Below are 14,580 nucleotides of genomic sequence, written 5' to 3'. Positions count from 1 at the left end.
ACGATGAACAGGACGTCGCCGACCGTCCGTTCCACCATCGCGGGCGCGCCCGTCGATCCGGTGGCGGCTGTGGTCCCGGCCAGCCCCTTGCTGGAAGTATCCGGCGTCACCTTGCAGTACAAGACGACGGATCATCTGGTGACGGCCACCTACCGGGTCGACTTCCAGGTTTTCAAATCCGACCGTTACGTCCTGCTCGGCCCGTCGGGTTGCGGGAAATCCACCTTGCTGAAGGCGATCGGCGGCTATCTGGAGCCGGTGGAGGGCGCCATCCGCCTGAACGGGCACGAAGTGACCCGGCCCGGTCCCGACCGCATGATGGTGTTCCAGGAATTCGACCAGCTGCTGCCCTGGAAGAGCGTGCGCGAGAACGTGCTGTTCGCGCTGACCACCAGCGGCCGCGCCAAGGGGGCCGAGGCGGCGGAGCGCACCGACCATTACATCAACAAGGTCGGCTTGGCGAAGTTCGCGCACAGCTTCCCGCACACGCTGTCCGGCGGCATGAAGCAGCGTGTCGCCATCGCCCGCGGCATGGCGATGGAGCCGGACGTCCTGCTGATGGACGAGCCCTATGCCGCGCTCGACGCCCTGACCCGCCGCCGCATGCAGGACGAACTGCTGCGCCTGTGGGACGACACCAAATTCACCGTGCTGTTCGTGACCCACTCTATCGAGGAGGCGATCCGCGTCGGCACCCGCATCCTGCTGCTGTCGCCGCATCCGGGTCAGGTGAAGGCCGAACTGAACAGCATCCCGCCCGAGCAGCTCGGTACTGCCGCCCAGGCGGAACTGGAAGCCCGCATCAACGACATGCTGTTCGTCCATTGAGGCCCGCCATGACCATGCAATCCATCCTCGTCGAACGCCCGGAGATCATTCGGGACGTGTCCCGCTCGACCGTCATCGCCGATGTCGAGAAACCCTTGAGCGCGTGGGAGCGGCTGTACCGCGTCCCGCTGCTGCGCAAGGCGCTGATCCTGCTGGTGCTCGCCCTGATCTGGGAGGTCTATGGCCGCTGGCTCGACAACCCGCTGCTGTTCCCGCCCTTCTCGGCGATGTTGCAGGCCTTCACCACCGACCTTGGCAACGGCATCATCCCGGCGCGCACGCTGGTCTCGCTGCAGACGCTGGTGATCGGCTATGCCATGGGCATCCTGCTGGCGGCCCTGCTGACCACCGTCGCCATCGGCTCGCAGATCGGCACCGATCTCCTGGAGACGATGACCTCCATGCTGAACCCGCTGCCGGCGATCGCGCTGCTGCCGCTGGCGCTGATCTGGTTCGGGCTCGGGTCGGGCAGCGTGATCTTCGTGCTGGTCCATTCGGTGCTGTGGGCGATCGCGCTCAACACCCATGCCGGTTTCCGTTCCGTCTCCAACACGCTGCGCATGGTCGGCCGGAATTACGGGCTGAGCGGCCTGGGTCTGGTCCGCCACATCCTGATCCCCGCCGCTTTCCCGTCGATCCTGACCGGCCTGAAGGTGGGCTGGGCCTTCGCCTGGCGCACGCTGATCGCGGCGGAACTGGTGTTCGGCGTCAGCTCCGGCTCCGGCGGGCTCGGCTGGTACATCTTCGAGAACCGCAACCAGCTGGAGACGGCCAACGTCTTCGCCGGCCTGTTCACCGTGATCCTGATCGGCCTCGTCGTCGAGAACGGCGTCTTCGCCACCATCGAACGGCGCACCATCCGCCGCTGGGGCATGCAGCACTGATCCTTCGATAAAAATCGACCTGGGAGGACCCATCATGACCGCATTCGCGACCCTGCGCCGGGCCGGCGTTCTGGCAACGGCACTGATCGCACTTGCTTCCGGGGTGCTGGCGACCGGCACCGTTCGCGCCGAAGCCCCGGAAGTTCACATCTCCAAGGGCTACGGCATCCTCTATCTGCCGATGATCGTCATGGAGCACGAGAAGCTCCTGGAGAAGCAGGCCAAGGCGGCCGGGCTCGGCGACGTCAAGGTCGGCTGGCTGGAGCTGGACGGCGGCAACGTCATCAACGACGCCATGATCTCCGGCAACCTCGACATCGCCGCCATCGGTATCCCCGGCTTCCTGACGCTGTGGTCGAAGGTGAAGGGGAATGCGAAGCTTGAGGTCTCGGGCCTGGCCGGGCTCAGCGCCACGTCGCTGTACCTGAACACCAACAACCCCAACATCAAGTCGCTGAAGGACTTCACCGCGAAGGACAAGATCGCCCTGCCCGGCATCAAGACCTCGCTGTCCGCCGTCGTTCTGCAAATGGCCGTCGCCAAGGAGTTCGGCGACGACAATTATGCCAAGCTCGATCCGATGACGGTCGGTCTGCCGCATCCGGAAGCCTACACGTCGCTCGTTTCCGGCAAGACCGAGGTGAACAGCCATCTCGGCTCCCCGCCCTATTCCTTCATGGAGCTGGAGAACCCCCAGGTGCATCGGGTGATGAATTCGGTGGACGTGCTGGGCAACATCTCTCTCGATCTGGTTTACGCGCCCAAGCGCTTCATCGACGCCAACCCGAAGCTGACCGCCGCCTTCCTCGCGGCGCTGGAGGAGGCCGACAAGCTGATCGCCGACGAGCCGGCCCGCGCCGCCACCATCTATGTCCAGTCCGCCAAGGCCAAGCTGTCGGCCGAGGAGGTCGAGCGGATGATCAAGGATCCGGACACCAAATTCTCGACCACGCCCAACGGCGTCATGCAGTTCGCCAACTTCATGGGCCGGGTCGGCACGATCAAGAACAAGCCGGCGACGTGGCAGGATCTGTTCATCGCCAACGTCCATTCCCTGCCCGGAAGCTGAACGCTCACCCCCCTCCCGCTTCGGCACGAACTGGCCCGGGTCATCCCCGGGCCTCTTTTTTGCCGTCACGGCTGATGCATGAAGGCCTTCCACTGCTGGAGGAAACGGGCGCGCTTCAGATGGTCCATGAAGACCAGCAGGGCGGGGCCTAGGCCGATCCGTTGCGTCGGGCCGCGCATCTCCTCCTGCAAATGGGTCGCCGACATCGGGCCGCCGACCGTCGGCTGGATGGAGTAGAAGGCCGTGTTGGCGGCGACCACCGCCTGCCCGCGTTCCGACAGCAGGTAATCGATGAAGCGTCCGGCCAGATCCGGGGCGCTCGCCCGCTGGGGGATCAGGGCGACGCGCGTCATGACCAGCGTGTAGTCGGACGGCAGGACGATGCCGATAGGAGCACCGTGGATCTGCCGTTCCCGTGCGTAGGATCCCAGCAGATTGTAGCCGATCAGGCTCTCGCCGCGCTCGATGGAGTCCACCATGTCGGAGGTGCAGCACATCTGCTTGGCCTGATTCTCGCCGAGCGCGTCGGCGAGCTGCCAGAACTGGCTGGTCAGGACGGAGTCCTGCGTCGCGAACAGATAGCCGATGCCGCTGTCCTCGACATTGTAGGTCACCACCCGGCCGCGGTAGCGCTCCCTCCGGTCGCGCAGCAGATGGATCAGGTCTTCGCGGGAACGCGGAACCTCGTCCGCCGGGACGAGATCGCGGTTGAAGACGATGGCCGCCGGTTCCTGGGTGAAGCCGAAGGCGGCGCTGCGCCAGCGCGCCCAGTCGGGAAGCGCTTCCGTCGCCGGGGAGCTGTAACGGCGCGCGTGCCCGTCATTGACCAGCTTGACCTGCAAGCCGGAGGCGGAGCTGATGACCAGATCCGGCACGTCGCCGGTCGCCCGCTTGACGACCGACTCATACAGCTCCCCGGTGTTCATCTCCCGGTACTCGACGGTGACCGTCGGGTTCGCCTGCTGGAAATCCCGGATCAGCGGCTCGATCGCCGGCCGGTCGGTGGCGGCGTCGATGCGCAGCCGCTCCGTCCCACCCGCCGGCGCCGGATAGAGGACCGGCTCCAGGGCCAGGGCCGGCCTGGAAAGGATCAGTGGAAGGGCCGGCAGCATCAGGAGCAGAATCAGGCCGAATATCCGCTTCCCGCCCGGATCGGCCTCGGCGTTTGTCTCCGCGGGGCGGTCGGGAGGCGGGAATTCCAGGCGGACAATCAGGCCGCCGCCGGGACGGTCGAGCAGGGAGAGGGCCGCATGATGGGCCTCCGCCACCGCCGCGGCGATGGAGAGGCCGAGACCGCTGCCGGCGATCCCCTTGGACAGCCGCCCGCGGCTGAAGCGTTCGAACACCTTGGACTTCTCCCCGTCCGGGATGCCGGGGCCGCGGTCGGCGATCTCCACCAGCGGGCCGTAATCGCCGGTTCCCGGACGGACCTGCACGTCGATGGGGTTGGCGCCGCCATATTTGACCGCGTTGTCCAGCAGGTTGGACAGAGCTTCGCGCAGGGTCACCGGGTCGCCATGCAGCAGCGCGTCGCCCTCGGCCGGCTCGCGGGTCAGGGTGATGGGTGGTGCATCGGGCCGGCCGGCCATCTGCTGGACGATCTGCCGGAGCAGCGCGTCGAGGTCCACCACCTGCGGCTGGACCGATTCCGCCCGATGGACGACGGTCGCGTGGTTCAGCAGCTGCGTGGTCAGTTCGCTCGCCTCGACGGCGTTGCGGTGGATGCGCTCGACGCGGTTGCGCAGGCGTTCGACATCGGCCTCGCGGCGCGCCAGTTCGGCCTGCGAGCGCAGCGCCGCCAGGGGGGTGCGGATCTGATGGGCCGCATCGGCCAGGAAGGACTGGGTGGAGTCCAGGCTGGCCTTGAAGCGGACCACCAGCTGGTTGATGGCGGCCAGCAATTGCCCGACCTCGGTCGGCACCGGGGTGTCGATCGGGGTGAAGTCCTGCGGCTGCCGCGCCCGGATCAGGGCTTCGAGAAAGCCCAAGGGCGCCAAGGCCTGACGGACGCCGAACCACAGCAGGACGGCGCCGACCACCACCGCGAAGGCGATGGGTGCGAAGGAGTTGGCGACCAGACGGGATGCCAGCAGGTCGCGGGCCTCGCGGGTCTGGGCGACCACCACCGTCACCCATCCGGACCGCGCCACGCCGCTGATGAAACGCCCCGTCACGGCGATCCGCACCGGGGCATCGCTGTAGAGGGCGTTCAGGAACACCGGCGTGTCGTCATGCACCGTGGCGCCGGGCAGATCCTCATAGCCGGTGACGAGCAGGCCGCCGGGCGCCATGACTTTGTAGAAGACGCGATCGTGCCGGGCCGTCCCCAGCACGCTGAGCGACGAATAGGGCAGATCCACCGTGATGGCGCCGTTCTCCACCCGCACGGCGTCGGCGATCGACAGGGCGGAGGCCGACAGAAGCTGGTCATAGGCGCTGTCCGCCGCGTCGCGCGCGTAAGAGCGGACGAACAGGAACAGGATGAGGGTGACGACGCCGAGAACCACGAACATCCGGCTCAGCAGGCGCCGGCGCAGCGAGCCCCCCGCGGCGGCCCGACCTTCAGTCGGCATTTTGCTTTTCACCCACATAGCCAACGCCATGCACCGTGCGGATGACCACCGAGGCGCCTTCCAGCTTGCGCCGCAGGCGGGAGACCGACATCTCCACCGCGTTCGGCGTCACCGCCTGTTCCAGATCGAAGAGCTGTTCGATGAGCGCGGTCCTGGTCAGCACGCGCCCCAGATTGCCCAGGAACAGCTCCAGCAGCCGGAACTCCCGCGCGCTGAGGTCGAGCGGCCGGCCATCGATCGCCGCCGTCCGCCCCGCCGCATCGAATGCCAGATTCCCGAAGACGGCTTCGGACGAGGCCATGCCATGGGAGCGGCGCAGCAGGGCCCGGCAGCGCGCCTCCAGCTCCCGCAGATCGAACGGCTTCACGATATAGTCGTCGGCGCCGAGGTCGAGCAGATGGATCTTGGTGTCGATCTGCGACCGCGCCGTGGTGACCAGCACCGGCGTCTGGTCTCCCCGGCGGCGCAACTGGCGCAGCAGGGTCTGGCCGTCCGGTCCCGGCAGCATGACGTCGAGGATGATGAGCTGGTAGGTCTCCGTGCGCAGAAGCTCGTCGGCCTGATGGCCGTCCGCCGCCCAATCGACGGCATGTCCAAGGCCGCGCAGGCTGTCTATGACGGCATCGGCCAGATCCTCGGCATCCTCGATCACCAAGATCCGCATCGGCATTCCCTCATCGGCTGGGCCGCGATCATACAACGCATGCGGTCCGCGCCATCGCGCTTTCTTGGCCGCGCTGGCGATGAAGAGTGCAGGCCGGTGCACAAGATTTCGCCTTTCCTGATTGAAGTTTGGGCAATTGCATCATGCATCGCCACTGTCTGGCGCGGGACTCCGCCGAATTCCAGGCTCCGGGAGTTGGCACGGATCCTGCGAAGTATCGGGCGTAAAGCCGCTAGGGTTCCGGCCGGTCCGCACAGCGATGCGATCCGGTGGCTGGTCCGAGAGCGGCGACCCGTCCGGTGAACAGCGGACGGGCACACGGCGGGATAAAAGCCCGGGAGGTTCCGAACACGGAGGCGTGCAGCCCCGGTGGGACTTCCCAACGCCTGCACTCCTCCCTTCACGATGCTCCGGCCGGGACGACCCGGCCCGTGATCCCGACGGGATCGCGCCGGGAGCCTTTGCCGGGACGGCCCGGCACGGGAAGGAGGCAAGTCCGTGGACAGGCAGGATGTTCTCTATGAAGACGAAATCCCCGGCGGGAAGCATTGGTCCTTCACGGTCCGGCGCGGCACGGTCCTGCGCCTGATCGACCGCGAGGGCGGCGCCAATGTCGGCATGCTGTTCTACAACCCGCAGAACCCGCTGGAGCGCTACAACGCCCCCGACACGCTGAAGTGCCAGCACACCTTCAAGCTGACCGCCGGCCACTGCCTCTATTCCGACATGGGCCGCATCTTCTGCTCGATCGTCGAGGACACGGCCGGCTGGCACGACACGGTGTGCGGCAATTCCACCAAGGCGCTGGTGGTGGAGCGCTGGGGTCACAAGGACTACCAGACCCATCGCAACGACTGGACGCTGAACGGCCACGACAGCTTCCTGGTGGAGGCCGCCAAATACGGCCTGGGCCGCCGCGACCTCGCCGCCAACGTCAACTGGTTCAGCAAGGTGCGCACCGAGGAGGACGGCACGCTGGTCTTCGACCCGTCCGCCGCCAAGGCCGGCGCCCATGTCGACCTGCGCTTCGAGATGGACACGCTGGTCCTGCTGCACACCTGCCCGCACCCGCTGAACCCCGCCGCGGAGTATCCGCGCAAGCCCATCCTCTACCAGTTCCGCAAGGCCGAGCCGGTCGCCGAGGACGACACCTGCAAGAACGCGCGGCCGGAGAATGGGCGCGGCTTCGCCAACAACCACCTCTATCACCTGTGCGGCTGAGGGGCGCGAAAATGACCAAAGCCGCTATGACCAAGGAAAGCACCCTGAGCCCCGAGGCCGCCGTCTACCGCAAGATCGTTCCGGCCGGCGATTACTGGATGGAGGTGGTCCGCAAGGGCCAGATTTTCCGCATCGTCGATCTGGAGGGCAACCAGGCCGCCGACACCCTGTTCTACAGCGCCGCCGACCCGGCCGAGCGCTACAGCGCCGTCGACACCATCCGCGAACAGCGCAACGTCTACCTGTCGGTGGGAACCAAGCTGATCTCCACCCAGGGCAATCCGATGCTGGAGATCGTCGCCGACACCGTCGGCCGGCACGACACGCTGGGCGGGGCCTGTGCCACCGAAAGCAACACTGTCCGCTATGCGCTTGAGAAGAAATGCATGCACGCCTGCCGCGACAGCTGGATGCTGGCGGTGGCGGAGAATGAGCAGTTCGGCCTGACCAAGCGCGACATCACCCACAACATCAATTTCTTCATGAACGTCCCGGTCACCCCTGACGGTGGCCTGACCTTCGCCGACGGCGTCAGCGGTCCCGGCAAATATGTGGAGATGCGGGCGGAGATGGACGTGATCGTCCTGATCTCCAACTGCCCGCAGCTCAACAACCCCTGCAACGACTACAACCCGACACCCATCGAGGTGCTGGTTTGGGATCGGGCGTGAGGGGACCGCACATGTTCACCAAGGTCCTGATCGCCAACCGCGGCGAGATCGCCTGCCGCGTCATCCGCACGCTCGACCGCATGGGCATCGCCTCGGTCGCCGTGTATTCGGAAGCCGACGCCCAGTCCCTGCATGTGGCGCTGGCGGGGGAGGCCGTCTGCATCGGCCCCGCCGCAGTGTCGGAGAGTTATCTGAACGCCGAGCGCATCCTGGCGGCGGCGAAGGAGACCGGCGCCCAGGCGATCCATCCCGGCTACGGCTTCCTGTCGGAGAATCCCGGCTTCGCCGAGGCCTGCGCCGCCGCCGGCATCACCTTCATCGGCCCGACGCCGGAGCAGATGCGCGCCTTCGGGCTGAAGCACACCGCCCGCGATCTGGCGGAGCGCAGCGGCGTGCCGCTCTCCCCCGGCAGCGGCCTGCTGGCCGACACCGCCCATGCCAAGGCGGAGGCGGCACGCATCGGCTATCCGGTGATGATCAAGAGCACGGCCGGCGGCGGCGGCATCGGCATGCAGCTGTGCCGCGAGCCGGAAATGCTGCAGCCGATGTTCGAGGCGGTCAGCCGGCTGTCGCGCAACAACTTCAAGGACGGCGGCGTCTTCCTGGAGAAGTTCATCGAGCGCGCCCGCCACATCGAGGTGCAGATCTTCGGCGACGGCCGCGGCACCGTGGTGGCGCTGGGCGAACGCGACTGCTCCGCCCAGCGGCGCAACCAGAAGGTCATCGAGGAGACGCCGGCCCCCGGCCTCTCCGACGAACTGCGCCGCAAACTGTTCGATGCGGCGGAGCGGCTGGGCCGCGCCGTCGGCTACCAGTCGGCCGGCACGGTCGAGTTCGTCTATGACGACGCGGCCGGCGAGGCCTATTTCCTGGAGGTCAACACCCGCCTTCAGGTCGAGCATGGCGTGACCGAGGAAGTCACCGGCATCGACCTCGTCGAATGGATGATCCGGCAGGCGGCCGGCGAGGCTCTGCCGCTGGAGGATCATCGCAATGTTGCGCGGGGCGCCTCGATCCAGGTGCGCGTCTATGCCGAGGATCCCGGCCGCAACTTCCGCCCCTGCTCCGGCCTGCTGACCGAAGCGGTTTTCCCGGCGGACGCCCGCGTCGAGACCTGGGTGGAACAGGGCAGCGAAGTCACGCCCTTCTACGATCCGCTGGTCGCCAAGATCATCGTGCGCGGCAAGGACCGCGCCGACGCCCTGGCGAAACTCCGCGACGCGCTGGCCCGCTGCCGCCTGTCGGGGATCGAGACCAACCTCGCCTATCTGCGCCAGATCGCCGCCGATCCGGTCTTCGCGGCCGGCGGCATCACCACCCGCTATCTGGAAACGGTCGCCTATACGGCGCGCACGCTGGAGGTCGTCACCCCCGGCACGCTGACCACCGTGCAGGACCATCCCGGCCGCGTCGGCTATTGGGAGGTCGGCGTGCCGCCCTCCGGCCCGATGGACCCGTTGGCCTTCCGTTTGGGCAACCGTGCGCTCGGCAACCCGGACGGGGCGGCGGGGCTGGAGATCACCGTGTCCGGCCCGACGCTGCGCTTCAACACCGAAGCGGTCGTCTGCCTGACCGGTGCGGCGATGCCGGCCGACCTCGACGGCGCGCCGGTACCGTTCTGGCAGCCGGTCAGCGTGCCGGCGGGCGCCAGCCTGCGCATCGGCACGGTCAGCGGCGCCGGCTGCCGCGCCTATCTGCTGGTGCAGGGCGGGCTGGACGTGCCGGACTATCTTGGCAGCAAGTCCACCTTCACGCTCGGCAAGTTCGGCGGGCATGGCGGACGGGCTCTGCTGCCGGGCGACATCCTGCATCTCGGCGACGCGGCGGCAGGGACTGTGGAGGCGGTCGCTGGGAACGACCGGCCTGCTTACGGCCGTGAATGGGAAATCGGCGTCCTCTATGGCCCGCACGGTGCGCCGGATTTCTTCACCGACGCGGACATCGCCGCCTTCTTCGCCGCCGACTGGGAGGTGCATTACAACTCCAGCCGCACCGGCGTCCGCCTGATCGGCCCGAAACCCGCCTGGGCGCGCAAGGACGGCGGCGAAGCCGGGCTGCACCCCTCCAACATCCACGACAACGCCTACGCCATCGGCGCCATCGACTTCACCGGCGACATGCCGGTGATCCTCGGGCCGGACGGTCCCAGCCTGGGCGGCTTCGTCTGCCCGGCGACCATTGTCCATGCGGAGCTGTGGAAGATCGGCCAGTTGCGGCCGGGGGACAAGCTGCGCTTCAAGCGGTTGACGGCGGAGGAAGCGGCGGCGCTGGAGGAGGCGCTCTCCCCCTCTCCCCCCCGGGGAGAGGGTCGGGGTGAGGGGGATTCGCTGGGTGGATCAGCTCGACATGCAGTCGCTTTCCATTCTCGCCAATCCTCGCCACGCGTCCCCCTCACCCTAACCCTCTCCCCGGGGGGGAGAGGGGATCATCACGGGGTGGAGAGCACGGGCGACTCCCCCATCCTCCACCACATTCCCGCGACCGCCAGCCGTCCGGCCGTGGTCTACCGCCGGGCCGGCGACAGGTATCTGCTGATCGAATACGGCCCGCTGGTGCTGGATCTCGACCTGCGTTTCCGCGTTCATGCCCTGCAAAGCTGGCTGCGGGCGCAGGCGCTGCCGGGTATCCTCGACCTGACGCCGGGCATCCGCTCGCTCCAGATCCATTACGACAGCCGCCGCCTGCCGCTCGGCGCCCTGCTCGACCGGCTGGTCGGCGCCGAGGACGAGCTTGCGGCCATCGACGACCTGGAAGTGCCGACGCGCATCATCCACCTGCCGCTGTCCTGGGACGACGAGGCGACCCGTCTCGCGATATCCAAATACATGCAGTCGGTGCGCGCCGACGCCCCCTGGTGCCCGAGCAACATCGAGTTCATCCGCCGCATCAACGGCCTGGACGATATCGAGGCGGTGAAGCGCATCGTCTTCGACGCCAGCTATCTCGTGCTCGGGCTGGGGGACGTCTATCTCGGGGCGCCGGTGGCGACGCCGGTCGATCCGCGCCATCGCCTCGTCACCACCAAATACAACCCGGCCCGCACCTGGACGCCGGAGAACGCGGTGGGCATCGGCGGCGCCTACATGTGCGTCTACGGCATGGAGGGGCCGGGCGGCTACCAGTTCGTCGGCCGCACCTGCCAGATGTGGAACACCCACCGGACCACCGACGCCTTCGAGCCGGGCAAGCCCTGGCTGCTGCGCCACTTCGATCAGATCCGCTTCCACCCGGTCAGCCATGACGAGCTGATGGCCTTCCGCGCCGACTTTCCGCTCGGCCGGGCCAGCCTGCGCATCGAGGAGGAAAGCTTCCGCCTCGCCGACTACCGGCGCTTCCTGGCGGAGAACCGCGATGGCATCGCCGCCTTCAAGACCCGCCAGCAGGCGGCGTTCGAGGAGGAACGGGCGCGCTGGGAGGCGTCGGGCCAGATCGGCTATGCGGCGGAGATGCCGGACGCCGCCGGCATGGACACCGACGCCGATCTGCCGCCGGGCGGCGAGGCGGTGGCAAGCCCGGTGCCCGGCAGCGTGTGGAAGATCGCCGCGGAGCCGGGCAGCACGGTCAAGGCCGGAGACCCGCTGCTGATCGTCGAATCGATGAAGATGGAAATCGCCGTCGCCGCGCCGGTGGCCGGCACGGTCGCCGAGATCCGCTGCGCCGAGGGGCAGGCGGTGACGTTGGGCCAGACCCTGGCCGTCCTGCTGCCCGAAGCCGCCTGAGGAAGACCCCATGATCATGATCAATCTGGAGATCGCGGCGCTTTCCGCCGCCTATGCCGACGGCAGCCTGACGCCCGAGGCGGTGCTGGACGAGGTCTATGCCCGCATCGCGGCGCGCGGCGAACGCCCGGTCTGGATCCACCTCGTGCCGCAGGCCGATGCCGCCCGGCAGCTGGAGGCCGCAAGCGCCCGCAAGGCTGCCGGGGCGGAGCTGCCGCTGTTCGGCATCCCCTTCGCGGTGAAGGACAACATCGACGTCGCCGGCCTGCCGACCACCGCCGCCTGTCCCGACTTCGCCTTCGTGCCCGACCGTTCGGCCACCGTCGTGCAGCGTCTGATCGAGGCCGGGGCCATCCTGATCGGCAAGACCAACCTCGACCAGTTCGCCACCGGTCTGGTCGGCACGCGGTCGCCCTACGGCGCCTGCGCGTCGGTGTTCGACGAGCGCTATGTGTCGGGCGGGTCGAGTGCCGGATCCGGCGTTGCCGTCGGGGCGGGGCTGGTCAGCTTCGCGCTCGGCACCGACACGGCGGGGTCGGGACGGGTGCCCGCCGCCTTCAACAACGTCGTCGGGCTAAAGCCGACCAAGGGGCTGGTCAGCACCTCGGGCGTGCTGCCCGCCTGCCGCACCCAGGACGTGGTGTCGATCTTCGCCGGAACGGCGGGCGACGCGCTGGCCGTGCTTCAGGCGGCCGGTGCCTATGACGAGGCCGACGCCTATTCCCGCAAGGCCCCGCCAGCGGCGGTGCAGCCGGCATCCTGGCCGGTCGGCTTCCGCTTCGGCGTGCCGGCGGACGGGCTGGAGTTCTTCGGCGACGAGGCGGCGGCGGCCCTGTTCCGGTCCGCCGTCGAGCGGTTGACGGCGCTGGGCGGAACGGCGGTGGAGGTGGATTTCGCCCCCTTCCGCGAGGCGGCACAGCTGCTCTATTCCGGCCCCTGGGTGGCGGAGCGGCTGGCCGCCATCCGCGGCTTCGCCGAGACCAAACCCGACTCCATCCACCCGGTGGTGCGTGGGATCATCCTTGGTGCCGCCAAGATCGGCGCGGCCGACGCCTTTGATGGTTTTTATAAACTGGCCGAACTGACCCGCCGGGCCGAGGCGGAATGGGCGAAGATGGACGTCCTGCTGCTGCCCACCACCGGCACGACCTACAGCATCGAAGAACTGCTGGCCGATCCGGTGCGGCTGAACAGCAACCTCGGCCTCTACACGAACTTCGTCAACCTGATGGACCTGTCAGCCATCGCCGTGCCGGCGGGCTTCCGGGACAACGGCCCGAAAAAGGGCCTGCCCTTCGGCGTGACGCTGATCGGCCGTGCCTTCGCCGATGGGGCGCTGGCGGCGCTGGCCGACCGCTTCCACCGCGCCCAGGCGCTGCCGATCGGCGCCACCGGCCAGTTGCCGGAAGGGCCGGCACTTGAGAGTGATGCGCCGGCTCCCGGCATGGTGCGCCTCGCCGTCGTCGGCGCGCATCTGACCGGCCAGCCGCTCAACCACCAGCTGACCAGCCGGCAGGCCCGTCTGGTCCGCACCGCGCGCACGGCACCGGGCTACCGCCTCTACGCGCTGGCCGGTACCAGCCCGGCCAAGCCGGGACTGGCCCGCGATCCGGACGGCGCCGGCGGGATCGAAGTCGAGCTTTGGGAACTGACCGAGGCCGCCTTCGGCAGCTTCGTCGCCGAGGTGCCGCCGCCGATGGCGATCGGCACGGTGACGCTGGAGGACGGCGGGACCGTGAAGGGTTTCCTCTGCGAACCCATCGCCCTGATCGGGGCGGAGGACATCACCGGCCATGGCGGCTGGCGCCGCTGGCTGGCGCGCTGACGACACACGCTAAACGACACTCAACGGGAAGGGGAATTTGATGATGCGGACCTTGCTCAAGCGCGTCGTGTTCGGCGTGGCCCTCGCTGCTACCGTAGCCGCTGCCCAGTCGCCGGCCGTCGCGGCGGAGAAGAAGAATTTCCGCGTGGCGTGGTCGATCTACGCCGGCTGGATGCCGTGGGGCTATGCCGCCGACAGCGGCATCATGAAGAAGTGGGCCGACAAGTACGGCATCAAGGTCGAGATCGTGCAGATCAACGACTATGTCGAGTCGATCAACCAGTACACCGCCGGCGCCTTCGACGGCTGCGTCATGACCAACATGGACGCGCTGACCATTCCGGCGGCGGGCGGCGTCGATTCGACCGCCGTCATCACCGGCGACTATTCCAACGGCAATGACGGCGTGGTGCTGAAGAAGGGCAAGACGCTGAAGGACATCAAGGGCCAGAAGGTCAATCTGGTCCAGCTGTCGGTGTCGCATTACCTGCTGGCGCGCGGCCTGGAGTCGGTGGGCCTGCGCGAGAAGGACGTGACGGTGGTCAACACCGCCGACGCCGACATCGTGTCGGCCTTCACCTCCTCGCCCGACGTCACCGCCACCGTCACCTGGAACCCGCAGCTGAGCGAGGTCGCCAAGACCCAGGGCGCCACCCTGGTGTTCGACAGCTCCAAGGTGCCGGGCGAGATCATGGACCTGATGGTCGTCAACTCCGCCACCATGAAGGACAACCCAGCCTTCGCCAAGGCGCTGGTCGGCGCCTGGTACGAAATCATGGGGCTGATGACCAGGCCCGACACGCCGGAAGGCAAGGCGGCGCTGGAGGCGATGGCGAAGGCGTCGGGCACCGATCTGGCCGGCTACAAGCAACAACTGGTCACCACCAAGATGTTCTACACCCCGGCCGACGCGGTGGGCTTCGCCACCGGGTCCGATCTGGTGAAGACCATGGATCTGGTGCGGACCTTCTCCTTCGACCACGGGCTGCTGGGCGAGGGTGCCCGCAGCCGCGACGCGGTCGGCATCGCCTTCCCCGGCGGTACCGTGCTGGGCGACGCCAAGAACGTGAAGCTGCGCTTCGATGCGGAGGTGATGAAGCAAGCCGCCGCCGGGACTCTCTGATCG

Annotated in this window: 10 protein-coding genes and 1 riboswitch; of the genes, 8 read left to right on the top strand and 2 right to left on the bottom strand. The window is 67.9% G+C overall.

Annotation, left to right across the window (positions count from 1 at the left end):
• The first annotated feature begins 3 nt into the window (after positions 1 to 3).
• The 3 genes from J2848_RS16605 to J2848_RS16595 are packed head-to-tail and all read left to right on the top strand — an operon-like array spanning position 4 to position 2,781.
• The gene (locus J2848_RS16605) at positions 4 to 828 is read left to right on the top strand and encodes an ABC transporter ATP-binding protein (protein WP_149232367.1); all 825 of its coding nucleotides are present in this window, start codon (positions 4 to 6) and stop codon (positions 826 to 828) included.
• Positions 829 to 836: 8 nt separating this feature from the next.
• A complete protein-coding gene (locus tag J2848_RS16600) occupies positions 837 to 1,712 on the top strand; it encodes an ABC transporter permease (protein ID WP_246193959.1) in 876 nt (291 codons plus the stop codon).
• Between the two features lie 34 nt (positions 1,713 to 1,746).
• Positions 1,747 to 2,781, top strand: a complete 1,035-nt coding sequence (locus tag J2848_RS16595; protein WP_149232368.1) for an ABC transporter substrate-binding protein — start codon at positions 1,747 to 1,749, stop codon at positions 2,779 to 2,781.
• Between the two features lie 65 nt (positions 2,782 to 2,846).
• Here J2848_RS16595 and J2848_RS16590 read toward each other — a convergent pair whose 3' ends face one another.
• Positions 2,847 to 5,354, bottom strand: coding sequence for a sensor histidine kinase (locus J2848_RS16590; protein ID WP_149232369.1), 2,508 nt, complete (start codon positions 5,352 to 5,354; stop codon positions 2,847 to 2,849).
• Complete coding sequence (locus tag J2848_RS16585) at positions 5,344 to 6,018, bottom strand: response regulator transcription factor (RefSeq protein ID WP_149232370.1); 675 nt, start codon at positions 6,016 to 6,018, stop codon at positions 5,344 to 5,346. The genes J2848_RS16590 and J2848_RS16585 overlap by 11 nt, the downstream gene beginning before the upstream one ends.
• A gap of 221 nt (positions 6,019 to 6,239) precedes the next feature.
• Positions 6,240 to 6,361: riboswitch (guanidine-I (ykkC/yxkD leader) on the top strand.
• A gap of 155 nt (positions 6,362 to 6,516) precedes the next feature.
• Here J2848_RS16585 and J2848_RS16580 point away from each other — a divergent pair.
• The 5 genes from J2848_RS16580 to J2848_RS16560 are packed head-to-tail and all read left to right on the top strand — an operon-like array spanning position 6,517 to position 14,577.
• A complete protein-coding gene (locus tag J2848_RS16580) occupies positions 6,517 to 7,239 on the top strand; it encodes an urea amidolyase associated protein UAAP1 (RefSeq protein WP_149232371.1) in 723 nt (240 codons plus the stop codon).
• Positions 7,240 to 7,250: 11 nt separating this feature from the next.
• Positions 7,251 to 7,910: an urea amidolyase associated protein UAAP2 gene (locus J2848_RS16575; protein WP_412505340.1), complete on the top strand. Its 660-nt coding sequence runs from the start codon at positions 7,251 to 7,253 to the stop codon at positions 7,908 to 7,910.
• An 11-nt stretch (positions 7,911 to 7,921) separates the two neighbouring features.
• The gene (locus tag J2848_RS16570; RefSeq protein WP_149232372.1) at positions 7,922 to 11,629 is read left to right on the top strand and encodes a 5-oxoprolinase/urea amidolyase family protein; all 3,708 of its coding nucleotides are present in this window, start codon (positions 7,922 to 7,924) and stop codon (positions 11,627 to 11,629) included.
• A gap of 10 nt (positions 11,630 to 11,639) precedes the next feature.
• Positions 11,640 to 13,454, top strand: a complete 1,815-nt coding sequence (atzF, locus tag J2848_RS16565) for an allophanate hydrolase (RefSeq protein WP_149232373.1) — start codon at positions 11,640 to 11,642, stop codon at positions 13,452 to 13,454.
• 40 nt (positions 13,455 to 13,494) lie between these two features.
• A complete protein-coding gene (locus J2848_RS16560; protein WP_246193960.1) occupies positions 13,495 to 14,577 on the top strand; it encodes a putative urea ABC transporter substrate-binding protein in 1,083 nt (360 codons plus the stop codon).
• Positions 14,578 to 14,580 lie beyond the last annotated feature (3 nt).

This window comes from Azospirillum lipoferum (assembly GCF_024170005.1).
Lineage (GTDB): Bacteria > Pseudomonadota > Alphaproteobacteria > Azospirillales > Azospirillaceae > Azospirillum > Azospirillum lipoferum.
This window is presented reverse-complemented; position numbering and strand designations above follow the sequence as displayed.

Coding starts and splice junctions, on each gene's coding strand:
- J2848_RS16605 (WP_149232367.1), top strand. CDS start 4: ATGAACAGGACGTCGCCGACCGTCCGTTCCACCATCGCGGGCGCGCCC.
- J2848_RS16600 (WP_246193959.1), top strand. CDS start 837: ATGACCATGCAATCCATCCTCGTCGAACGCCCGGAGATCATTCGGGAC.
- J2848_RS16595 (WP_149232368.1), top strand. CDS start 1,747: ATGACCGCATTCGCGACCCTGCGCCGGGCCGGCGTTCTGGCAACGGCA.
- J2848_RS16590 (WP_149232369.1), bottom strand. CDS start 5,354: ATGCCGACTGAAGGTCGGGCCGCCGCGGGGGGCTCGCTGCGCCGGCGC.
- J2848_RS16585 (WP_149232370.1), bottom strand. CDS start 6,018: ATGCGGATCTTGGTGATCGAGGATGCCGAGGATCTGGCCGATGCCGTC.
- J2848_RS16575 (WP_412505340.1), top strand. CDS start 7,251: ATGACCAAAGCCGCTATGACCAAGGAAAGCACCCTGAGCCCCGAGGCC.
- J2848_RS16570 (WP_149232372.1), top strand. CDS start 7,922: ATGTTCACCAAGGTCCTGATCGCCAACCGCGGCGAGATCGCCTGCCGC.
- atzF (WP_149232373.1), top strand. CDS start 11,640: ATGATCATGATCAATCTGGAGATCGCGGCGCTTTCCGCCGCCTATGCC.
- J2848_RS16560 (WP_246193960.1), top strand. CDS start 13,495: ATGATGCGGACCTTGCTCAAGCGCGTCGTGTTCGGCGTGGCCCTCGCT.